This is a genomic window from Pseudomonas sp. AU12215 (genome assembly GCF_001675465.2).
Classification (GTDB): Bacteria; Pseudomonadota; Gammaproteobacteria; order Pseudomonadales; family Pseudomonadaceae; genus Pseudomonas; species Pseudomonas nitroreducens.
Genome location: NZ_MACM02000141.1, coordinates 247,855 through 269,963, shown reverse-complemented (window position 1 = coordinate 269,963; position 22,109 = coordinate 247,855). Strand labels below are relative to the sequence as shown.

Below are 22,109 nucleotides of genomic sequence, written 5' to 3'. Positions count from 1 at the left end.
CCAGGTGAGGTCACGGGCGTTCAAGTTGTTCGAGGGCGGATTCCAGGGCCAGGCGGTAGCCTGTGGCGCCCAGGCCGCAGATCACCCCTACCGCCACGTCGGAGAAGTAGGAGTGATGCCGGAAAGGTTCACGTTTGTGCACGTTGGAGAGGTGCACTTCGATGAATGGGATGCTCACTGCGAGCAATGCGTCACGTAGAGCGACACTTGTATGCGTAAACGCGGCCGGATTGATCAGGATGAAGTCCACGCCTTCGTTGCGCGCGGCGTGTATCCGGTCGATCAGTTCGTACTCGGCGTTGCTCTGCAGGTGCATCAGGTGGTGGCCGGCCTCGCGGGCGCGGCGCTCCAGGTCCTGGTTGATCTGCTCAAGGGTGACGGAGCCGTACTTGTCGGGCTCGCGGGTGCCCAGCAGGTTGAGGTTCGGCCCGTGCAGTACCAGTAAGGTCGCCATCTGGATGCGGTAGTCCTTGTTATTGGCGGGAAAAGATAGGGCGGGACTATGCCGGAAAGCCGGCGTGACTGTCCAGTCATGCGGGTTTTGCCGTAGATGTCAGCATGTTGCCAGCCGATTACGGCAGAACCGTTGCAGTCAAACTGTGATCAGAACCTGCTTGCAACCTGCTGCGAGTCGGCATGGCCGCGTTAAAAACGGGGGTCGGAAGCCGCTTGCGGCTAACGCACTTCAGTGCGGCCCCGAAGGGGCGAGCGCAGCGAGTCATGCTCATTTACTACTCGTAAACTCCGCTTCCTCCCCCGTTTTTGCCTTGCCCTGCCCTAGCTCGCGAGATTGCAAACAGGTTCTTAGGAGCGCGTTCCCGCCTGTTTGAGGCGGTCGGCGAGGGTGGCGGCGTCGGTCTCGCCGATGATGCGCAGATCGCTCCATTCGTCGCCTTCTGGCGAGAAGAACAGCAGTGCCGGCGGGCCGAACAGGTTGTAGCGGTCGAGCAGGGCGCGCTGTTCCTCGGTACTGGCGGTCATGTCGAAACGCAGCAGGACGAAGCCGGGCAGCTGTGACTGGACCTCCGGCGCTGGCAGCACCTGGCGCTCGATGATCTTGCAGCTGATGCACCAGTCGGCGTACCAGTCCAGCAGTACCGGGCGGCCGGCGGACCGGGCACTGGCCAGGGCGGCATCGAGTTGCGCGGGGCTGGTGATGTTCTGCCAGTCGCCAGGCGTGGAACTGGGTGGGCCGGCATGGATGCGCTGACCGCTGCGCCCCAGCGGGTGCAGCGGGTCGGATTCACCGCGCAGGGCGCCGGTCCAGGCGGCCACGGCGTAGACCAGCAGCATCAGGCCAAACAGTTGCCCAAGGCGCTGCAGCGGCTTCTTCGGCCCCAGTTCGAGGGTGCCGATGGCCAGGGCGACGCCGCCGGCAAGGGTGCCCCAGAGCGTCAGCGCTACCGGGCCGGAGACCAGTCGTTCGAGCATCCAGATGGCCACGGCCAGCAGCATCACGCCGAAGACGTTGCGCACGCCGTTCATCCAGGCGCCGCTCTTGGGCAGCAGTGCCCCACCGCCGACGGCGAAGATCACCAGCGGCGTGCCCATGCCCAGGCCGAGGGAGAACAGCAGCAGGCCGCCGCCCACGGCATCACCGGTGCTGCTGATATAGAGCAGCAGGCCGGCCAGCGGAGCGGTGACGCAGGGTGACACCAGCAGGCTGGAGAGCACGCCGAGGGTCGCCGCGCCGGCGATGGAGCCGCCCCGGGTGTTGTTGGCCATGTTGTCCAGGCGTTCGCGCAGGAAGCCCGGCAGGCGCATCTCGAACACGCCGAACATGGCCACGGCGAAGACCACGAAGAACGCCGCGAAGGGAATCAGCACCCAGGGCGACTGCAGCATCGCCTGCAGGTTGAGCTTGGCGCCGAACAGGCCCATCAGGGTGCCGAGCACCGCGTAGCAGGCGGCCATCGGCAGCACGTAGGCCAGCGACAGTGCCAGGCCGCGCATGCCGCCCGGACGGCCGCGCAGGACCACGCCAGAGAGGATCGGCAGCATCGGCAGCACGCAGGGGGTGAAGGTCAGCGCCAGGCCCAGCAGGAAGACGATCACCAGAGCGCGGCCGAGCTTCTTGATCTTGCCCGGTTCGTGGTCGCCCAGCAGGCTGGCCAGCGGGTTGCCGGAAGCGGCGGCGGACTTTGCGGCAGAGGCGGGCGCGGGGCCTGTCACCACGCTGGCGGCCTGGCCGTCGGCGATCTGCAGGCGGGTGGTTTCCGGCGCGTAGCAAAGGCCCTTGTCGGCGCAGCCCTGGTAGCTGACGACGAGAGTGAAGGGCTTGTGCTGCGGGTTGACCAGCGGGATGTCGATGTCGGTGATGGCGTAGTAGACGACGGTGTCGCCGAAATAATCGTCGTGGTGCTGCTTGCCCGGCGGCAGCTTCACTTCGCCGACGCTCACGCCACTGTCGGCGGGTTCGACCTTGAAGCTGAACCGGTGCTGGTACAGGTAGTAGCCGTCGGCATTGATGAAGCGCAGTTTCACCTGCTGGCTGTCGCTGTCCTCGACGCTGACGCGGAAGGCCTCGGCCACCGGCAGGAAGTCGCCCTTGGCCGGTTGCGCGACGGCGAAGCCGCCCTTGTCGGCGGGTTTGTCGAACAGGCCGGCGGAGGCGGGCAGGGCGACGAGGAGCAGGAGCAGGGTAAGCAGGCGGCGCATGGACATCTCGCGGACTACAGGGGTGGCGGGCATGATAGCGGAAAGCTTCCGGCGCAGCCCGAGGCGATGCCCGACGAGCTGTCACAAGAAGTGATCGGCCGCTTGGGACTGCGCCAGAGCGGTCGGGTTCCCCTGCTGCTCCTGCGTCAATCCGTCGCGCGCTGGCCGAAGGCTGCCAGCAGGTCGCTGACGAAAGCCTGTTCGGCGTCGCCGGGATGGCGACCGCGATGTCGCGTCAGGCTGAAGGCTACGTCGAAACCCAACTCGCCGGGCAGCAGTTCGCGCAATTGGCCGCGTTCGATCCAGGGCTGGGCGACGTGCCGGGGCAGATAGCCGATGTGCGCGCCGGAGAGGATGAAGGCCAGGCTGCCGTCCACCTGCTCGCAGCGTGCGCTGCTGCGGCTGGTCTGTAACGGTTCGTCGGCGGCGATGAAGCGGTAGGGGTGCAGCACCTGGTCGGCGTCCGCGAGGGAATCACGGGTCGGCTTCCTTTCCTTGAAGGCCGGGTGGCCGGTGCCGCAGTACAGTCCCTGCGGTTCGATGAACAAGGTGCGGTGCTGCAACGCGGCCTGGGTGCCGGCGAAGTAGCCGACCGCCAGGTGCAGCCGGTCCTGCAGGAGCAGGCGTTCCAGTTCGGCCGGCGTGGCGGTGAGCAGGTCGAGGGTGACCGCCTCGTTGCGCTGGCGGAAGCGCCGGATGGCGTCGGACAGCCGCGCCAGCACGCTCTCTTCGAGGCTTTCCGACAGGCCGATGCGCACCTCGCCGAGCAGTTTGTCGGCCACCCCGCGCGCCTCGTCGCGGAAGTCCTCGATGCACAGGAGCAGCCGCCGCGTCGCCTGCAACAGATGCTCACCCTTGGGCGTCAGGCGGAAGCCGCCCTTGCCGCGTTCGCACAGGCGGTAGCCCAGGCGCGTCTCCAGCTTGGCCATCTGGATGCTGATGCTTGGCTGGCTCAGCCCCAGCTCGCCCTGGGCGGCGCTGAAGCCGCCGCATTCGACCACGGTGACGAACAGGCGCAGCAGTTGCAGGTCGAGATCGCGCAATTGGCTGAGCATGGTCGTCCCCAAACATTGTTATGAAGAAATGCCAAAGTAATTAACTTTGTATTTTTGCAAAGTAAAGCCCAGCCCATGCTCGCCCCATAACCACAACAACTCCGAGGCGATGATCATGCGTGTGTTCTTCCGGGCGACTCTCGCGGCGCTGACCGTGGCGCTGGCCGTGCCCCTGCAGGCGCAGGAGCGGGTGCTCAACCTGTACAACTGGGCGGATTATGTCGGCGCGGATGCGCTGCAACGCTTCCAGAAGGAAACCGGCATCCGCGTCAAATACGACACCTTCGACAGTGCCGAGGTGCTCGACAGCAAGCTGATGACCGGCCGCAGCGGCTATGACGTCGTCTTCCCGGCCAGCAGCGGGCTGGCCCGCGCCATCCAGGCCAAGGCCGTGCAGCCGGTGGACGATGGGCAGCTGAAGAACGTCGCCAACCTCGATCCGGAACTGCTGGCGAAACTCGCAACCATCGATCCGGGTAACCGCTTCGGCGTGCCCTACACCTGGGGCACCGTGGGCCTGGCGATCAACAAGGACGCGGTGCTCAAGCGTATTCCCGATGCGCCGCTGGACAGCCTCGACCTGCTGTTCAAGCCCGAGTACGCCGGCCGCCTGGCCGACTGCGGCATCTCGCTGATCGATTCGCCCCAGGAAGTCATCAGCGTGGCGCTGAACTACCTGGGCAAGTCGCCCTACAGCACCGAGCCGGCCGACCTTGCCCAGGTGCGCGAGTTGCTGGCCAAGCTGCAACCCAACGTTCGCTACATCGCCAGCGGCAAGCACATCAATGACCTTGCCAACGGTTCGCTGTGCGTCGCGCTGACCTATACCGGCGACGCGCTGATGGGCGCCGCGCAAGCGAAGCAGGCGAACAAGCCGTTCGAGGTGATCTATCGGATACCCAAGGAGGGCACGCTGATCTGGTTCGACACCATGGCCATCCCGGTGGACGCCCCCCACCCGCAGGAAGCCCGCGCCTTCATCGACTTCATGCTGCGCCCGGAGTCCATCGCCGAGCTGACCAACACCCTGTATTTCGCCAACGCCAACCAGAAGGCCACGCCGCTGCTCAACGCCGACGTGGCTGGCGACCCGGACATCTACCCGCCGGCGGCGATGCGCCAGAAGTTGTTCGGCGAGCAATTGCTGACGCTCAAGCAACAGCGCGACCGCACCCGGCTGTGGTCAGCGTTCCGCACCCGTAGCTGACCTGGAACCTTTTGTAGGGTGCATAACGCGCCAGCGTTATCCGCCGAGCCGAAACAGGGCTGGCGGATAACCTGTTCCAGGTTATGCGCCCTACGTTGTGGACCGTCCCCGAACACCGTGACCCACCGATAACCAAGATGAGGAAGCCATGGATCTCGCTAACGACAACGACCAGGCCATCACCCGCAACAGCCTTTACGGCACCGCTGCCGAATCCACGTACGCCGGCATCACCAGCTTCATGCGCCGCCGTTACAGCCGCGACCTGCGCGGCGTCGACCTGGTGGTCAGCGGCGTGCCGTTCGACACCGCCACCACCAACCGCCCCGGCAGCCGCTTCGGGCCGCGCGCGATCCGTGCCGCCTCGGTGCAGATGGCGTGGGCTCGGCACTTTCCCTGGGAGTTCGACCCCTTCGACCACCTGGCGGTGATCGACTACGGCGACTGCTCCTTCGACCACGGCGTGCCGCAGGAAACCCCGGACGTCATCGAAGCCCACGCTGCGCGCATCCTCGATGCCGGCTGCGCGCTGCTGACCCTGGGCGGCGACCACTTCATCAGCTACCCGCTGCTCAAGGCCCATGCGAAGAAGCACGGCCCGCTGTCGCTGATCCACTTCGACGCGCACAGCGACACCTGGCCCGACGAGGACTGCCAGCGCATCGACCACGGCACCATGTTCTACCACGCGGCCCGCGAGGGACTGGTGGACCCGTCGCGCTCCGTGCAGGTCGGCCTGCGCACCACCAACGACGACGTGATGGGCTTCCAGGTGCTGGACGCCCGTGAAGTCCATCGCAACTCGCCGCAAGCCATCGCCGAGCGCATCCGCACGCGGGTCGGCGACAACCCGGTGTACCTGACCTTCGACATCGACTGCCTCGACCCTGCCTTCGCTCCGGGCACCGGCACGCCGGTCTGCGGCGGGCTGAGTTCGCACCAGGCACTGGAAATCCTCCGCGCACTACGCGGCATCAACCTGGTGGGGATGGACGTGGTGGAAGTCGCGCCGCCCTACGACAACGCCGAGATCACTGCCCTGGCCGGCGCGACCCTGGCGATGGAGATGGTTTGCCTGTACGCGGCGCGGCACAAGCTGGGCGAGCGCTGAGTTCGGCCAGCTAGCGAACCGTTGGCATTGTGCCGGGGCATGCCCTCACCCCAGCCCTCTCCCAGAGGGAGAGGGAGCCGTCCGTGCCGGCTGAGACTGAGGTTTCGTCCTGCACCGAACGGTCCCCTCTCCCGCTTGAGGAGCGGGGCGCGCAGCCAGGGTTAGGGTGAGGGGCTCTTGATCTTCAAGGACGGGGCATGGCCTTGATTGCGCGCAGGGAGCGCTCCTACAGGTCGAGTCCGTTACACCCGAAACGCCCGCACCGCCGTATGCAATGCCCCGCCCAGTTCCTGCAGCTGCTCGCCCTGGCTGCGTCCCTGGCCGATCAGGCGCAGGTTCTGGCTGCCCAACTCGTGGATGCGCTCGCTATGCGAGCGGATCTCGCTGACCGCGCCGCTCTGCTGCGCGGAGCTTTCGGCGATGCGTTCGGCCATGCTGGCGATGGTGCGGATGGCGCCGACCACTTCGTCCAGCGCGCCCTCGGCTGCGCCGGCCTGGTTGGCGGTGATTTCCGCATGCTCGACCTGGCTACGCATCGCTTCCACCGATTGCCGCGCGGCCTGTTGCAGACGTTTGGTGAGCTGCTGGATTTCCTCGGTGGCGCCGGCGGTGCGCAAGGCCAGAGAGCGCACTTCCTCGGCCACCACGGCGAACCCGCGGCCTTGTTCACCGGCGCGCGCGGCCTCGATGGCGGCGTTGAGCGCCAGCAGGTTGGTCTGATCGGCGATGGAGCGGATCACCCCCAGCACGTTGCCGATGGTGGCCGATTCCTCCGCCAGGTTCTCGATGGCCTGGGCGTTGCTCTGCACTTCGTCCACCAGCGCGCGCATGCCATTGAGGCTGTTGCCGATGACCTGCTGCCCCTGTTCGACGGCCATGCCGGCGGCATGGCTGGCCGAGGCCGCCTGGCTGGCGTCGCCGGCCACCTGCTGGATGGCCGCTTCCATATCGCCCAGCGCGTCGCGGATTTCCCCGGTGTCGCTGGCCTGGCGCTCGGCGCCGGCGTGCAGTCCGCCGCTGAGTTCGGCCAGGGCGCGGCTGCTGCCGGCCACTTCCTCGGCGCGCTGGTGGATAGTGCCGACCAGGGTGCCGAGGAAGTCGCGCAGGCGATTCAGCGATTCCTGCAGTTCCACCAGGTCGCGGGTACGGGTGTTCAGCGCGATGGGGGTGGCGAAGTCCCCGCGCGCCCAGGTCGAGAGCGCCGGGACCAGTTGACCGAGCACGCGCGCCAGGCGACGTTGCAGGGTGTCGATGAGCAGCGCGGTGGCGAGGATCAGAGCGATCAGCGCGCCCTGGATGATGCGTACCTGCGTCTGGATCTTCGAGCGCTCCTCGCGCACCTGCGGCTCCAGCGTCGCCAGGGCCTGCTGCACGGCGCCCAGGCGCTGGGCGGTGGCGTTGGCCAGCTGCTGGCGCTGGGCGATCAGTTGGCGGGTGCGGTTGAGTTCGTCGGGGTAGCGGCGCAATACGCTGGCGAGGTCGCGCTTGAGGGTGACGCCGCGATCCTCGCTCTGCGCCTCGCCGGCCGGCCGGGATTCCAGGCCCATCATCGCGGCGAAGTCGTCCGAGGCAGAGGCCTGCTGTTCCAGCACGCCGAGTAGCGGCAGGGCGTCGATGCGCTCGGCCAGCTGGCGCAGGGTTTCCAGCTCGCGCTGGATATCCTCGGCCAGCGCCGGGTTGCCGCTTTCCACCAGCTTGGCGCGCGCGTGGGCCAGGCGTGTCAGGTGCAGGCCGGCCTGCAGTAGCGGGGTACGGTACTCGGCGGCGGTAGGGTTCTGGCTGGCGTCGGCATAGGTGCCGAGCTGGTCCAGCGCGGCCAGCAGGTCACGCTCGGCCTGCAGCAGCAGACCCTGCGGATCACCCGCCAGCTTGCCGGCGGCGAGCAACTGGTTGCCGCTGAACTGGTGCAGTTCGTCGAGGCTCTGGCCGAGCAATTGGCTGAGGCTGTCCGGCAGTTGCGGCAGCTCCGCGGCCAGTTCGTCCAATGCCTGCTGCGCGGCTTTCTGCTTGAGTGCGTCGCCGCTGGCGAGGTACGCCTGGATGTTCTGCGCCACCTTGCGCTCGAAGCCCTGGGAGAGTTCCAGGTAGCGGTCCATCAGCGTGAAGGGGCGCTCCAGCGCGCGTTGCGACCACCACAGGGTGGCGCCCAGCGCGAGACACACGAGCAGGAGCAGGACGGTGTTGAGGTTGGTGAGCAGCTTGAGGCGCATGGCAGGTCTCGACCGACAGCGAAAAAACGGCGAGCCCTGAACCTATTGCAGTTTGGTTACTGGCTGATGACACGGTGCCAGCATTTGGTCGGAATGTGTCGCGGCAGAGCGCCGCGCTGCCACTGCTGGGTGTTACTTGAAGACCTCGACGCGATTGCGGCCACCGTGCTTGGCGGTGTACAGCGCCTCGTCGGCCTGCTTGGCGAGGGTCTTGATGTCCATCTCCTCGCCGAGTTCGGCGATGCCGCAGCTGAAGGTGCAGGAGAGGTCATGGGGTTGCGCCGGATAGTGGATCTCGGCGAAGCGCTGGCGGATTTCCTCCAGTACCTTGCGCGCCGACTCGGCGTCGGTGTCCGGCAGCACCACGGCGAATTCCTCGCCGCCGTAGCGGCCGATGTGATCGGTCTTGCGCAGGCGCTGCTTGAGGAACAGCGCCAGGCTCTTGATCACCCGGTCGCCCATGGGGTGGCCGTAGGTGTCGTTGACCCGCTTGAAGTGGTCGATATCGAGCATCGCGAAGGTCAGCGGGCGCTCGTCGCGGCGGGCGCGGAAGCGAGCGTCATCCAGCAGCTGCAGGGTATGGGTGTGGTTGTACAGGCCGGTCAGGCTGTCGCGCACCATCCGCGCTTTGAGGCTGCGGGCGCGGGCGGCGCGGTTGCGCACGGTGGCGATCAGGTGGCGCGGCTTGATCGGCTTGGTGAGGAAGTCGTCGCCGCCTTCGCTCATGGCGTCCAGCTGCTTGTCCAGGTCGTCCTCGGCGGACAGGTAGATGATCGGCACGCTGACATGGCGCTCGTGCTGGCGTATCACCTTGGCCAGCTCGGTGCCCAGGCACTCGGGCATGTACATGTCGAGGATGATCAGGTCCGGCTGAAACTCGGCCAGCTCGGCCATCACCGACAGCGGCGCAGTAAGGGCGCGGGTGACGATGCCGGCGCTGTTGAGGACCATCTCGGTGTGCGCGGCCTGGGCGCGGGAGTCGTCGACGATCAGCACGCGGAACGGCTCGTAGTGCGCCACGCGGGTCAGCGTCTCGATCTTCTCCAGCAGGCCGGAAGCGTCCAGGGCGCCGCTGAAGAAGTCCTGGCCACCGGCGCGGGCGGCCGCCAGGCGGGTCGGGGTGTCGGTTTCCTCATGGCTGAAGAACAGCACCGGCAGCTTCTGCTTGAGGCCGGCCTGGGCTTCGTCAGCCAGGGCCAGGCCCTGGCCGTTGGCAAAGTCGATTTCCATGACGATGGCTGCCGGATGGCGGTCGGCCATGGCGGCACGGAAGGCGTTGGCATGCTCGCAGGGCTGCGCGGCCATGCCGAAGAACTCCAGCTGCTGGGCCAGGCGCTCAGCGCGCTCAAGGTCCTGCAGGGCCAGGTAGACCGGCTTGCGCAGCGGCGGCAGGTGGGTATGTTCGAACTGGTCGCCATGGCGCAGGCCGGTGCGCGACAGGCGCTGCATCAGCCGGTTCAGCTCGGTGATCAGCTCGCTGGAGAGGCGCCCGCGGTTGTCCTGCACGGCGCGCAGGCATTGGTCGATGGCCTTGGCGAGGTCGGCGTGCTCGGCCTGCTCGAAGCGTTCGGCATAGCGCTGCAGGCGCAGGCAGGCCTCGGCCAGCTCGGCCATGCCGACGCTGTTCCACTCCGAGCGCGACAGGCGCTGCCAGACCTCCAGCAGGTGGCGGGCCTGGTGTATCACCCGCTGGGCGAAGTGATGCTTGAGGCGGTCGAGGGATGGATCGTCGAGCTCGGTCATCGCGCGCTTCTTTATAGGGCCGTACCGGCGGCCTGCGGGGCGAATATGTTTCCGCCGTGATACACACTGATGGCCCTATGCTACCAATCCTTGATGGCAATAACAGTGCCTTCGGTCAAACATCTCAAGCTTTGTAATTCGCACCATTACCTAGCACCATGCGCAGGGTAGGCTGCGCTGGCCTGCCCGGGTGCGGCATGCTTGCGCAGCGAGGCCTAAAATCGCGGCACCCTGGGGCCGGTTGTGGGTCCAAGCTATCTTCGAATTCGGGACATCAAGGAACTTGCCATGTGGAACTGGAAGAAACGCGGCTCCGTGCGTGATCGCGTGGATGACACGGTAGACAATGCACGCGCCTACTTCGGCGGCCCCTGGCTGGGTCGCGTGCTGGGCGGCCTGCTGGGTGCCTACCTGGTGGTCTGCGGGGTGATCGGCTGGTACTGGAGCCAGGAACCGGATCTGTTCCCCGTGCAGCAGAACGCCCAGGCCGCCGCCGAGCGCGCCGGCCGGCAGATGGTGGTGGGCTACACCACGGTGGAAACCCTCAAGGAAGTGGTCGCCACCATCCTCAACAAGCCGGGCGGCTACCTGTCCAACGACATCTTCCCGCCGGGCGTCTGGCTGGACAACATGCCCAGCTGGGAATATGGCGCCCTGGTCCAGGTGCGCGACCTGTCCCGCGCGCTGCGCAAGGACTTCGCCCGCTCCCAGTCGCAGTCCACCGAGGACGCCGACCTGGCGCGCGCCGAGCCGCGCTTCAACTTCGACAACAAGAGCTGGGCGCTGCCGTCCTCGGAGTCCGAGTACGCCGAAGGCATCAAGTCCCTGGACCGCTACCTCGGCCGCCTGTCCGCCGATCCGGCCGGCGCGCAGTTCTACGCCCGCGCCGACAGCCTGAACAACTGGCTGGGTGACGTCTCCACCCGCCTGGGCTCGCTGTCCCAGCGCCTCTCGGCCAGCGTTGGCCGGGTCAAGCTGAACACCAACATCACGCCGATGCAGCCGGTCGCGCCCGGCCAGGCGCCGCAGGTCGAGGAAGTGGTCCAGGAAACCCCCTGGATGCAGATCGACAACGTGTTCTACGAAGCCCGTGGCCAAGCCTGGGCGCTGTCGCACATCCTGCGTGCCATCGAGGTGGACTTCGCCGACGTGCTGGCGAAGAAGAACGCTACCGTCAGCGTGCGCCAGATCATCCGTGAACTGGAGGCCGCCGAGGCGCCGCTGTGGAGCCCGATGGTCCTCAACGGCAGCGGCTTCGGCGTGCTGGCCAACCACTCGCTGGTGATGGCCAACTACATCTCCCGCGCCAACGCCGCGATCATCGACCTGCGCCAGCTGCTGGCCCAGGGCTGATCGATGGAAGGCATCAGCCGCAAGGAGGCCGCCCACCGGGCGGCCTCGGACGCCGAGAAGATCGCCTGGGTCGACGATGACGACCAGTTGCTGGGCAGCCTGCCGCGCGCCGAACTGCGCGCGCGCGGGCTGATCGGCCGGGGCACCTTCATCCTGCTGTTCAACTCTGCCGGCGAGCTGTGCGTGCACCGCCGTACCCTGAGCAAGGCGGTCTACCCCGGCTACTGGGACCCGGCAGCCGGCGGCATGGTCCAGGCCGAGGAAAGCTACGCCGAGTCCGCCGCCCGCGAGCTGGAGGAAGAGCTGGGCATCGCCGGCGTCGAGTTGCGTCCCCACGGCACGTTCTTCTTCGACCAGCCGGACAACCGCCTCTGGTGCGCGGTGTTCTCCGCCGTTTCCGATGCGCCGCTGACATTGCAGCCCGAGGAAGTGCTGGAAGCGAAATTCATCGACCCGCACCAGGCGCTGGCCGAGGCCAAGGCGGGCACACCTTATTGCCCGGATTCGCTGGCGGCGTTGCGCAAGTACCTGGTCAGTTTCTGACGTCGGGTTGCTTTTCGTAGTAGCGAGCCTGCTCGCGAACTGAGCCCCGCTGCGGGGTTTGTTCGCGAGCAGGCTCGCTCCTACAGGCACCCCAAGACTCCGGCCGGGTTGGGCATGTCGCCAAACCACCGATCAATGACGCATTTTCGCTCTTAGCATTTGCCTCCAATGCTGCTAAATTGCGCGACCTTTCCGGCAGGGTCCTCCGCCGGGAATTGCGCAGCCCCTGCCTGAGTGGGGCGTCGCGGTCGGTACCCGCCGGCCATTCGTTGACCTGGCCCGAAGAGGCCAATCCTGGGGAAACGCCCGGTGGTCAAGAAAGCATCCTCCCTGTCCGCCCTCGGCGGGCTCGTCTACTCCACTGATTCCGGCCGGCATTGCCCGGACTGCAATCAGCCCGTTGGCGCGTGCATCTGCAAGCAGGCCGAAATTCCGGCCGGCGATGGCATCGCTCGCGTGCGTCGTGAAACCAAGGGCCGCGGTGGCAAGACCGTGACCACGGTGACCGGCGTGCCGCTGGCGGCCGATGCGCTGAAAGACCTGGCGACCGCGCTGAAGAAGCGCTGCGGCACGGGTGGCGCGCTGAAGGACGGCATCATCGAAATCCAGGGCGACCACGTCGACCTGCTGCTCGAAGAGCTGACCAAACGCGGCCTCAAGGCGAAGAAATCCGGCGGCTGAGCCGTCTCTCCCGAACGATTCTCCTCTGCAGAGAAGGGGTTCCAGGCGATGTGCGTTGCGTGCATTGCCGGCAAGCCCTTTCCCTAGATGGGAGATTTATCGGCGCGCCCTGGGCGTGTCGTCGGATTTTCCTAAACTTACCGCCAACCCCGGCGGTCAACACGGCAACGTCACGAGGCCCGGCTAGGTTTACACCACCAGGCTTTGACGACTCACCCGCACGCCGGGCGGGCGCCTGCACACATTCGCGCAATTCATTCGTGCTACTTGAGGAGACCACCCCGCATGGCCGCTAGACGGACCCGCAAAGACGACGGCAGCAACTGGACCGTGGCAGACAGCCGCAGCATCTACGGAATTCGCCACTGGGGCGCTGGCTACTACGCCATCAACGACGCCGGTAACGTGGAAGTTCGCCCGCAGGGCGCCGATGCCCAGCCGATCGATCTGCACGGGCTGGTCGAGCAGCTGCGCGAGGCCGGCCTGTCGCTGCCGCTGCTGGTGCGTTTCCCGGACATCCTGCAGGACCGCGTGCGCAAGCTCACCGGCGCCTTCGATGCCAATATCGCGCGTCTGGAATACACCAGCCGCTACACCGCGCTGTACCCGATCAAGGTGAACCAGCAGGAAGCGGTGGTGGAAAGCATCATTGCCACGCAGAACGTCTCCATCGGCCTGGAGGCCGGCTCCAAGCCAGAGCTGATGGCCGTGCTGGCGCTGGCGCCCAAGGGCGGCACCATCGTCTGCAATGGCTACAAGGACCGCGAGTTCATCAAGCTGGCGCTGATGGGGCAGAAGCTCGGCCACAACGTGTTCATCGTGATCGAGAAGGAATCCGAGGTGCAGCTGGTGATCGAGGAAGCCGCCGTGATCGGCGTGCTGCCCCAGGTCGGCCTGCGCGTGCGCCTGTCCTCGCTGGCGTCCTCCAAGTGGGCCGATACCGGCGGCGAGAAGGCCAAGTTCGGCCTGTCCGCCGCGCAGCTGCTGTCGGTGGTCGAGCGCTTCCGCGCGGCTGGGCTGGACCAGGGCGTGCGCCTGCTGCACTTCCACATGGGCTCGCAGATCGCCAACCTGGCCGACTACCAGCACGGCTTCAAGGAAGCCATCCGCTACTACGGCGAACTGCGTGCCCTCGGCCTGCCGGTGGACCACGTGGACGTCGGCGGCGGCCTGGGCGTGGACTACGACGGCACCCACTCGCGCAACGCCAGCTCGATCAACTACGACATCGACGACTTCGCCGGTGTGGTGGTGGGCATGCTCAAGGAATTCTGCGACGCGCAAGGCCTGCCGCACCCGCACATCTTTTCCGAGAGCGGCCGCGCGCTGACCGCGCACCACGCGGTGCTGATCACCCAGGTCACCGACGTCGAGCGCCATAACGACGAAGTGCCGAAGATCACCGACCTCGCCGAGCAGCCGGAGATCGTCCAGTGGCTGGCCGACCTGCTCGGCCCGACCGATGCCGAGATGGTCACCGAGACCTACTGGCGCGCCACCCACTACATGAGCGACGCCGCTGCGCAGTACGCCGAGGGCAAGATCAGCCTGGCGCAGAAGGCCCTGGCCGAGCAGTGCTACTTCGCCATCTGCCGCCGCCTGCACAACCAGCTCAAGGCACATCAGCGTTCGCACCGTCAGGTGCTCGACGAGCTCAACGACAAGCTTGCCGACAAGTACATCTGCAACTTCTCGGTGTTCCAGAGCCTGCCCGACACCTGGGCCATCGGCCAGGTGCTGCCGATCCTGCCGATCCACCGCCTGGGCGAGGAGCCGACCCGCCGCGCGGTGCTGCAGGACCTGACCTGCGACTCCGACGGCAAGATCACTCAATACGTCGACGAGCAGAGCATCGAGACCAGCATGCCGGTGCACGATGTGAAGGAAGGCGAGGACTACCTGATCGGCACCTTCCTGGTCGGCGCCTACCAGGAAATCCTCGGCGACATGCACAACCTGTTCGGCGATACCGATTCGGTGAACGTCTACCAGAACGCCGACGGCAGCTACTACCACGCCGGCATCGAGACCCACGACACCATCGAGGACATGCTGCGCTACGTGCACCTGTCGCCCGAGGAGCTGATGACCCACTACCGCGACAAGGTGGCCGGGGCCAAGCTCACCGTGCGCGAGCGCACGCAATTCCTCGACGCCCTGCGTCTGGGGTTGACCCGGTCGGCTTACCTGTCGTCCTGATGGAGTAGCAGTCCGCGAGAGAAAAGCCCCGCATCAGCGGGGCTTTTTTTCTTCAGGGGCGTCCCAGAAAGCTAGGTTGTAGGGCAACTCTTGTTAAGTATTGAGATTCTTCCTTGAAGTTGCTTGACCACTTTGAATTGATTTTCTCCGCACCAGTATTGGCAGGGCCAGAATACGCTGGCGCTTTCAGTAGGGACCCATTATGAACAAGGCACCTTTGGCTACTACCACAAAGACTGGTGAAAAATGTCCAGTGAGTGGTATCTGGACGTCTGAAAACTCTCCTTCCAGGGCCGTGCCGATTGCGAAGGGGAACGTAATGCCTTCTCACAATGGAATAGCGGTTGTATGGCGCTTAATTCAACACGCTTAAGGGGGCGGTGTAAGGGTGCCTTAGTCAATGTGCCCCACCAATGTGGGGCACATTGAGGCCTGCAATGGCCTCTGCATATGGTCTGGAGAAGCGTCCAGGTCTCAGTCGCCGCGTAACTCAAAACTTGGGAAAAGCGCTGCTAGCTGCTGCCAAAGCTCCTGGGTTCCTTGAGGAGCTGGTTTGGCAATCAACTGACGATCAAATTGCCGTCCGCTTCGTGCCAACTGCACCACGAACCTCTCCACCCCCGCCTTGCGCAGATGCAGCGCCAACTGACGCAAGCGCTCCAGATCGAACAACTGCCAATGCACGGTCGTCCGGCATTCGTGGTTCACGCCGCTCTCCAGCAACAGTTCCAGGCTGCGCCAGTTGGCTAGTCCACTGCGTTTTACGCCGGTGATGGCGTCCATGTTCTCGGCCAGCCCCTTCACGTCGAACCCGACCCAGTCTGCCTGGGGCAGTGCACGGGCAAAGGAATCCGGACGGATACCGGCGCTGTGCAGGCCGATGCGAAACCCCATCTCGCGGACGTTCGCCATGGCATCGGGCAGGGCGTTCTGCAACGTTGCTTCGCCGCCGCTGAAGACGACGCCCTGCAACAATCCCTGGCGACGACGGAGGAAGGCGAGGATGTCGTCCCAGTGGATTTCCGCTGGGCCCCGCGCCGGGATCAGCCCCGGGTTGTGGCAGTACCGGCAGCGCCACGCGCAGCCCTGGCAGAACAGCACGCAGGCGAGCAGGCCGGGATAGTCGAGGGTAGTCAGGGGCACCAGGCCCCCGACCCTGAGCGTGGCGCTCATCGCGTCTCGCGGAAGTGGCGGCGCTCGCGGTGCTCGGATTGCTTGCCGGCGTTGAAGGCCGACACCGGGCGGTGATAACCCATTACGCGGGTCCACACCTCGCAGCGCTGGCGCTGGCTTTCGGGCAATTGGTTCGCGGTCATCGGTAGTGCTCCTTTTTGCGGGGATGAAAGTGAACGGAGGATCAGCCGCCACAGCAGCTCTTGGGCGCGGCCTTCTGCAGCGCGGCTTCGTCGCACCTCGGGCAGAACTCGTGTTCGCCGGCGAGGTAGCCGTGTACGGGGCAGATGGAGAAGGTCGGCGTCACCGTCAGGTAGGGTAGGCGGAAGCGCCCGAGGGCGGTGCGCACCAGGGTCTTGCAGGCCTCGGCGCTGGAGATGCGTTCGGCCATGTACAGGTGCAGCACGGTGCCGCCGGTGTACTTGCACTGCAGCGCGTCCTGCAGCTCCAGCGCCTCGAACGGATCGTCGGTGAGGCCCACCGGCAACTGCGAGGAGTTGGTGTAGTAGGGCGCATCCGGCGTGCCGGCCTGGAGGATGCCGGCGTGGCGCTTGCGGTCCTCGCGGGCGAAGCGGTAGGTGGTGCCTTCGGCCGGGGTGGCTTCGAGGTTGTAGAGGTGGCCGCTGTCTTCCTGGAAGCGCACCAGTCGCGCCCGTACATGGTCCAGTAGCTCCAGTGCGATCTGCCGGCCGGACTCGGTGTGCAGGCCTTCGCGGCCACCGGTGAAGTTGCGCACCATCTCGTGCAGGCCGTTCACACCGATGGTGGAGAAGTGATTGCGCAGGGTGCCGAGGTAACGTTTGGTGTACGGGTAGAGCCCGGCATCCATGTGCTGCTGGATGACCTTGCGCTTGACCTCCAGGCTGTCGAAGGCCAGCTCCAGCAGGTAGTCGAGCTGGGCGTAGAGGGCGGCAGCGTCGCCGCGATGGCGATAGCCCAGGCGCGCGCAGTTGAGGGTCACCACGCCCAGCGAACCGGTCTGCTCCGCCGAGCCGAACAGCCCATTGCCGCGCTTGAGCAGCTCGCGCACGTCCAGTTGCAGGCGGCAGCACATGGAGCGCACCTGGTTGGGCTGCATATCCGAATTGACGAAGTTCTGGAAGTACGGCAGGCCGTAGCGCGCGGTCATCTCGAAGAGGCGCGTGGCGTTGTCGCTGTCCCAGGGGAAATCGTGGGTGATGTTGTAGGTCGGGATCGGGAAGGTGAACACCCGGCCGTGGGCGTCGCCGGCCTGCATCACTTCGATGTAGGCGCGGTTGATCAGGTCCATCTCGGCCTGCAGGTCGCCGTAGGCGAACGGCATCTCCACGCCGCCGACGTAGGGAACCTGCTCGCGCAGGTCTTCCGGGCAGACCCAGTCGAAGGTCAGGTTGGTGAAGGGCGTCTGGGTGCCCCAGCGCGACGGCACGTTGAGGTTGTAGATGAACTCCTGCAGCGCCTGGCGCACCTGTTGATAACTCAGGCCGTCCTTGCGCACATAGGGCGCGAGGTAGGTGTCGAAGGAGCTGAAGGCCTGGGCGCCGGCCCACTCGTTCTGCAGTGTGCCGAGGAAGTTGACCATCTGCCCCAGCGCGCTGGACAGGTGCTTCGGCGGCCCTGCCTCGACCCGCCCCGGTACACCGTTCAGGCCTTCGCTGAGCAGGGTGCGCAGCGACCAGCCGGCGCAGTAGCCGGCGAGCATGTCGAGGTCGTGGATGTGCAGGTCCGCCTCGCGGTGGGCGACGGCGATGCCCTCGCTGTACACCTCGTCCAGCCAGTAGTTGGCGGTGACCTTGCCCGACACGTTGAGGATCAGCCCGCCCAGGGAGTAACCCTGGTTGGCGTTGGCGCGCACCCGCCAGTCTTCGCGCGACAGGTATTCGTTCATCGAAGCGGCGACATCCACCAGCGTCTTGCGCTCGCGCCGCAGGCGTCCGTGGCGTTCGCGGTAGACGATGTAGGCGCGCGCGGTGGGGTAGTGGCCGGCTTCCATCAGGGCGCGCTCGACCACGTCCTGCACCTGTTCCACGTCGAGATCATTCTGCGCGGGCAGGCGCGCCAGCACGCGGCGGGTCAGCTCCTGGGCGTGGGGCGCGGAGAACTCGCCGCTGGCTTCGCCGGCGGCGGCAATGGCGCGTTCGATCTTGCTCGGGTCGAAGACTACGGCGTTGCCATTGCGCTTGCGCAGGCTGGCGGGAAGGGGGGCGGTCCGTGTCAGAGGCATTGGCTGGATTCCACAACATGATGTGTCTCGATTTATTCAAGACAACAAGATGTTGTGGAAATCTAACGACTTCGTCTGAAGGGAAATTGACCTCGGTCAACGTCACCTGTCAGCCAAGTTTCGCCATCGGAGGTATTGACCGCTGCTCGGCGTGAATCAGTCCAGCAACGGCGCCAACCGCTCTGCCAGGCGTCCTGCGAGCTTCTCGTCGCTGACGTTGGTGAAGCTCATGAGCAGTGCCGGCTCGCGCCTGGCCTCCACGCACCAGGCGTTCAGCGCTTGCAGACCGAGACCGTCCGCGTGGGCGCGGCGGGCGACGGCGAGGTCATCCTGTTCCAGCGCGCCGACCAGGTGCAGGCCCCCGGGCGTGTCGGCGAAGCGCAGGCGCTCGCCGAGGCGATCTTCCAGCGCGCTGCGCAACCACTGGCGGCGCAGTGCGTAAAGCGTGCGGGTGCGCTTGAGGTGACGGGCGAAATGGCCTTCCTGCATGAAGTCGCAGAGGGTCGCCTGGAGCAGCTCGGCGCAGCCTGAGGTGAATACCTGCTGGGTGCGCACGAAGTCTTCCACCAGTTCCGCCGGTACCACGAGATAGCCCAGGCGCAGCGCCGGGTAGAGCACCTTGCTGAAGGTGCCGGTGTAGAGCACGCGGCCTGCGCGGTCGAGGCTTTTCAGCGCCGGCAGGGGGAAGCCGGCATAGCGGTATTCGCTGTCGTAGTCGTCCTCGACGATCCAGGCGCCGCTGCTCGCCGCCCAGTCCAGCAGGGCCAGGCGCCGCGGCAGGCTGAGGGCGACGCCGGTGGGGCTTTGCTGCGACGGCGTGATCAGGGCGAAGCGCGCATCCGGCGCGCGGGCAATGCCGTCCTCCACACGCAGGCCGTCTGCATCCACCGCGACCGGCACCGGCACGCCGCCGGCGCGGCGCAGCAGTTCGCGGCCGCGCGGGTAGCCGGGGTCCTCGTGCCAGAAGCGCTGGCCGGGCTCCAGCAAAGTGCGGCTGATCAGGTCCAGCGCACCCTGGTAACCCGCGCAGATGAATACCTGTGCCGGGTCGCAGGCGATGCCGCGGGAGATGCCCAGGTAGCCCGCCACCGCCTCGCGCAGCGGGCCGTAGCCGCAGGGTTCCGGGTATGCCAGCATCGAGGCGCCCTGCTGGCGCAGGCGGCGTGCGCACAGGCGTGACCAGAGCGCGCGGGGGAAGGCGTCCAGCGCCGGCACGCCGAGCTGGAACGGCCGCAGGGCTGGGCCGTGGGCGATCAGGCCGGGCAGACTGCGCTCTACGGTCGCAGGGGGGGCGACGATGGGCAGGGCAGCCTCCGTGCGGCCGGCGAGTTGCGGGGAGACCACGGTGCCGGCCGGCCCGCGCGCTAGCAGGTAGCCTTCGCTGGTCAGCAACTGGTAGGCCAGTTCGACGGTGCCGCGCGCCACGCCCAGGTCGCCGGCCAGCCCTCGTACTGGGGGCACCCGCTCGCCCGGCCGCAGTGCGCCACGGGTGATGGCGTCGCGGATGCGCCCATAGAGCTGCCGATAGATCGGCAGCTCATGGCTGGGGTCCAGCGGCTGGCGGAACGAGTCGGTGGGTGTGCTCATGGCCTGGAAGGTTCGTGGCTAGGTGGGGGAAATGACTATGCCATGACCGGTATCAAGTCGTCCCGGCAGACCCGATGCAGGATCAGCGTCTAGGCTTGCAGGCAGTGTTGAAAAGCGGGCGCGACGCCTCCATCTGGTAGGTCAGAACCTGCTTTTCCCACCTGTTCGCCTCGCAGTGCGCGCAGCGGCTTCGGCTGCCCGCGCGAATCCCCCGTGTCCCAGGCGCCGACAGGTCCAACGCATGTGAGGAGTGACCGCTACCGATGGAATTCAAGGATTACTACGCGGCGCTCGGGGTCGAACCCGACGCCGATGAGAAGGCGATCAAGACCGCCTACCGCAAGCTCGCGCGCAAGTACCATCCGGACGTCAGCAAGGAGCCGGACGCCGAGACGCACTTCAAGGAGGTCTCCGAGGCCTACGAAGTGCTGAAGAGCCCGGAAAAGCGCGCCGAGTACGACGAACTGCGTCGTTACGGTCCGCAGGGGCCGCAGTTCGAGGCGCCCCCTGGCTGGCAACCGCGCGGAGGCTTCGACGGCCCGCCGCCAGGGCACGAGCAGGACTTCAGCGACTTCTTCGAGCAGATTTTCGGCGGCCGCGCAGGTCCCCAAGGCGGCTTCGGTGGCGCTCGCCAACCGCGCCAGCACCGTGGCCAGGACATCGAGATGGAGGTGCCGCTGTTCCTCGAGGAGACCTTGTCCGGCGAGAGCCGGCCGATCAGCTTCAGCCTGCCCAGCTACGACGAGTACGGTCGCAAGCTGCCGCCGCAGAACAAGTCGCTGAACGTGAAGATCCCCGTGGGCACCGCCGACGGCGAACGCATCCGCCTCAAGGGGCAGGGCGCGGCGGGTATCAACGGCGGGCCGGCGGGCGACCTGTACCTGGTGATTCGCCTAGTACCGCACCCGGTGTTCGACGTCGATGGCCGCGACCTCATCGTCACCGTACCGGTGGCGCCCTGGGAAGCGGCGCTCGGTGCCAAGGTGGAAGTGCCCACCCTCGGTGGCCGAATCAACCTCGGCATCCCGGCCAACAGCCAGGCCGGCCAGCGCCTGCGCATCAAGGGCAAGGGCCTGCCGAACAAGGGCGATGCCGCCGCCGGCGATCTCTACGCCGTGCTCAAGGTGGTGATGCCGAAGACGGCGGACGAGGCGACCCGCAAACTCTGGGAAGAACTGGCTGCCAAGGCGGCCTTCGACCCCCGTGCCGAATGGGGTAAACGCGCATGACGACGACAGTGATGGTGGTGGACCTCGACGAGCTCTGCCAGTCGGTGAACCTCCCCCGCGACGTGCTCGTCGAGATCGTCGAGGTGGGCATCGTGGAGCCCCGTGAGCAAGGCGCAGGGCACTGGGTTTTCGATTACCAGGCGGTCAGCGTGGTGCGCCGTGCCGTGCGCCTGCGCCGCGAGTTCGAACTGGACTGGCCGGGCATCGCGCTGGCGCTCCGGCTGCTGGACGAAGTCGACGAACTGCGCGCGGAGAACCGTTATCTGCGCCAGCGCCTGGCGCGCCTGCTGGAAGACTAGGCCGCTACTGCGATGCCGCCGCCGTGGCGGCATCCAGCGGGATGAACTGCACCAGACCGATGATCGGCGCGGCGAGGATACCTTGCACATAGTTGATGCCGCTGCGGCGCAGGCTTTCGTCGCTGGTTTGGGCGAGCAGCTCCAGACGCCCGATCATGCGGCCGAACTCGCGCTCGAAGGACAGGTTGCGCCCGGCGGCACTGATCTCGTTGGAGAGCAGCAAGGGTTGGCCACTGGTATCGGTCCGGCTGGCCAGCAGCCAGGCGGCGACCTCGATGTTCCAGGCCGCGTTGGCGGTCTTCTGCGAATTCAGCCCGCTGAGCAGGTGCTGGGTGGTGGTGCCGCCATAAAGCTCCATCAGCATGCTGCCGATCCCATAGATCAGGGCGCCGGCGCGATCGCCCTGGAACTCCATTTCGAAGGCCACCGGCAGGGCGGCGACGGAACGCTTGTCGCCCAAGCCGATCAGCGGGCGCTGCTCGACGATGGCCTCCATCACGTTCTGGTGCGCCTCTTCGCGCGACCGGGCGCCGGTTTTCCTCCACTCCCTCGGGTTGCGCTTGTAGAGCTTGTCCAGCAGCCGTGAGAGGCTTTCCAGGTTATCGCCCATCGCCAGGTTGGCGGCGCGGTTGGCATCGTTCTGTAGCAGCTGCCCGGCCTTGAAGCTTTCACCATCGATATCCTTCTTCACCGGCGGCGATGTGCAGCCAGCGAGCAGGGCAAGGGCGAGGGTGCAGAACGAGACGTGGCGGGGGAACATGGATGGTCCGGGCGGGAAAGGCGAGCCTGAACCATGGCGCGCGCGAGGCTGTGCAGCCAGTTGGATCAACGGTGAATGGCAATCTGAGCAGAGGCCTG

General features: G+C 66.4%; 18 protein-coding genes. 8 read left to right on the top strand and 10 right to left on the bottom strand.

What is annotated here, in order from left to right; genetic code table 11:
- Positions 1-10: 10 nt before the first annotated feature.
- The 3 genes from aroQ to A9513_RS21290 all read right to left on the bottom strand — a co-directional run bounded on the left by aroQ (position 11) and on the right by A9513_RS21290 (position 3,713).
- Positions 11-454 carry a type II 3-dehydroquinate dehydratase gene (gene aroQ, locus A9513_RS21300; protein ID WP_015479055.1) on the bottom strand — a complete coding sequence of 148 codons (444 nt, stop codon included), beginning with the start codon at positions 452-454 and terminating at the stop codon, positions 11-13.
- A 350-nt stretch (positions 455-804) separates the two neighbouring features.
- Complete coding sequence (locus A9513_RS21295) at positions 805-2,658, bottom strand: protein-disulfide reductase DsbD (protein ID WP_065085531.1); 1,854 nt, start codon at positions 2,656-2,658, stop codon at positions 805-807.
- Between the two features lie 146 nt (positions 2,659-2,804).
- Positions 2,805-3,713: a LysR family transcriptional regulator gene (locus tag A9513_RS21290; RefSeq protein ID WP_065085530.1), complete on the bottom strand. Its 909-nt coding sequence runs from the start codon at positions 3,711-3,713 to the stop codon at positions 2,805-2,807.
- Between the two features lie 115 nt (positions 3,714-3,828).
- Between A9513_RS21290 and A9513_RS21285 the strand changes: the two genes are divergently transcribed.
- Both A9513_RS21285 and speB read left to right on the top strand, forming a co-directional pair.
- Positions 3,829-4,920 carry a polyamine ABC transporter substrate-binding protein gene (locus tag A9513_RS21285; protein WP_038803358.1) on the top strand — a complete coding sequence of 364 codons (1,092 nt, stop codon included), beginning with the start codon at positions 3,829-3,831 and terminating at the stop codon, positions 4,918-4,920.
- A gap of 148 nt (positions 4,921-5,068) precedes the next feature.
- Positions 5,069-6,031, top strand: a complete 963-nt coding sequence (speB, locus tag A9513_RS21280; protein WP_065085529.1) for an agmatinase — start codon at positions 5,069-5,071, stop codon at positions 6,029-6,031.
- Positions 6,032-6,273: 242 nt separating this feature from the next.
- Here the strand turns inward: speB and A9513_RS21275 are convergent, their stop codons facing one another.
- Both A9513_RS21275 and A9513_RS21270 read right to left on the bottom strand, forming a co-directional pair.
- Entirely contained in the window at positions 6,274-8,241 is a 1,968-nt protein-coding gene (locus tag A9513_RS21275) for a methyl-accepting chemotaxis protein (RefSeq protein ID WP_065085528.1), read from the bottom strand.
- A gap of 132 nt (positions 8,242-8,373) precedes the next feature.
- Entirely contained in the window at positions 8,374-9,984 is a 1,611-nt protein-coding gene (locus A9513_RS21270; protein WP_037014983.1) for a PleD family two-component system response regulator, read from the bottom strand.
- 288 nt (positions 9,985-10,272) lie between these two features.
- Between A9513_RS21270 and A9513_RS21265 the strand changes: the two genes are divergently transcribed.
- The 4 genes from A9513_RS21265 (at position 10,273) to speA (ending at position 14,760) form a co-directional block, all read left to right on the top strand.
- A complete protein-coding gene (locus A9513_RS21265; RefSeq protein ID WP_024766968.1) occupies positions 10,273-11,337 on the top strand; it encodes a DUF2333 family protein in 1,065 nt (354 codons plus the stop codon).
- 3 nt (positions 11,338-11,340) lie between these two features.
- Positions 11,341-11,880: an NUDIX hydrolase gene (locus A9513_RS21260; RefSeq protein ID WP_065085527.1), complete on the top strand. Its 540-nt coding sequence runs from the start codon at positions 11,341-11,343 to the stop codon at positions 11,878-11,880.
- Between the two features lie 309 nt (positions 11,881-12,189).
- Entirely contained in the window at positions 12,190-12,561 is a 372-nt protein-coding gene (locus A9513_RS21255) for a translation initiation factor Sui1 (RefSeq protein WP_024766966.1), read from the top strand.
- A 285-nt stretch (positions 12,562-12,846) separates the two neighbouring features.
- Positions 12,847-14,760 carry an arginine decarboxylase gene (speA, locus tag A9513_RS21250; RefSeq protein ID WP_065085526.1) on the top strand — a complete coding sequence of 638 codons (1,914 nt, stop codon included), beginning with the start codon at positions 12,847-12,849 and terminating at the stop codon, positions 14,758-14,760.
- Between the two features lie 474 nt (positions 14,761-15,234).
- Here the strand turns inward: speA and A9513_RS21245 are convergent, their stop codons facing one another.
- From A9513_RS21245 to A9513_RS21230, 4 genes are all read right to left on the bottom strand, one after another.
- Entirely contained in the window at positions 15,235-15,933 is a 699-nt protein-coding gene (locus tag A9513_RS21245) for an anaerobic ribonucleoside-triphosphate reductase activating protein (protein WP_065085525.1), read from the bottom strand.
- Positions 15,930-16,076 (bottom strand): anaerobic ribonucleoside-triphosphate reductase, encoded by a 147-nt coding sequence (gene nrdD / locus A9513_RS21240; RefSeq protein ID WP_024766965.1) that lies wholly within the window; start codon positions 16,074-16,076, stop codon positions 15,930-15,932. Before nrdD ends, A9513_RS21245 begins: the two co-directional genes overlap by 4 nt.
- A gap of 41 nt (positions 16,077-16,117) precedes the next feature.
- Positions 16,118-18,136 (bottom strand): ribonucleoside triphosphate reductase, encoded by a 2,019-nt coding sequence (locus tag A9513_RS21235; protein WP_065085524.1) that lies wholly within the window; start codon positions 18,134-18,136, stop codon positions 16,118-16,120.
- 156 nt (positions 18,137-18,292) lie between these two features.
- Complete coding sequence (locus tag A9513_RS21230) at positions 18,293-19,723, bottom strand: PLP-dependent aminotransferase family protein (protein WP_065085523.1); 1,431 nt, start codon at positions 19,721-19,723, stop codon at positions 18,293-18,295.
- A 263-nt stretch (positions 19,724-19,986) separates the two neighbouring features.
- Here A9513_RS21230 and cbpA point away from each other — a divergent pair, with 263 nt between their 5' ends.
- Together cbpA and A9513_RS21220 are read left to right on the top strand one after the other, a co-directional pair.
- On the top strand, positions 19,987-20,952 hold the full coding sequence (gene cbpA, locus A9513_RS21225) for a curved DNA-binding protein (RefSeq protein ID WP_065085522.1): 966 nt from the start codon (positions 19,987-19,989) through the stop codon (positions 20,950-20,952).
- Positions 20,949-21,251 carry a chaperone modulator CbpM gene (locus tag A9513_RS21220; protein ID WP_024766161.1) on the top strand — a complete coding sequence of 101 codons (303 nt, stop codon included), beginning with the start codon at positions 20,949-20,951 and terminating at the stop codon, positions 21,249-21,251. The genes cbpA and A9513_RS21220 overlap by 4 nt, the downstream gene beginning before the upstream one ends.
- Positions 21,252-21,255: 4 nt before the next feature.
- Here the strand turns inward: A9513_RS21220 and A9513_RS21215 are convergent, their stop codons facing one another.
- Positions 21,256-22,011, bottom strand: coding sequence for a hypothetical protein (locus A9513_RS21215; RefSeq protein WP_065085521.1), 756 nt, complete (start codon positions 22,009-22,011; stop codon positions 21,256-21,258).
- Between the last annotated feature and the right edge of the window lie 98 nt (positions 22,012-22,109).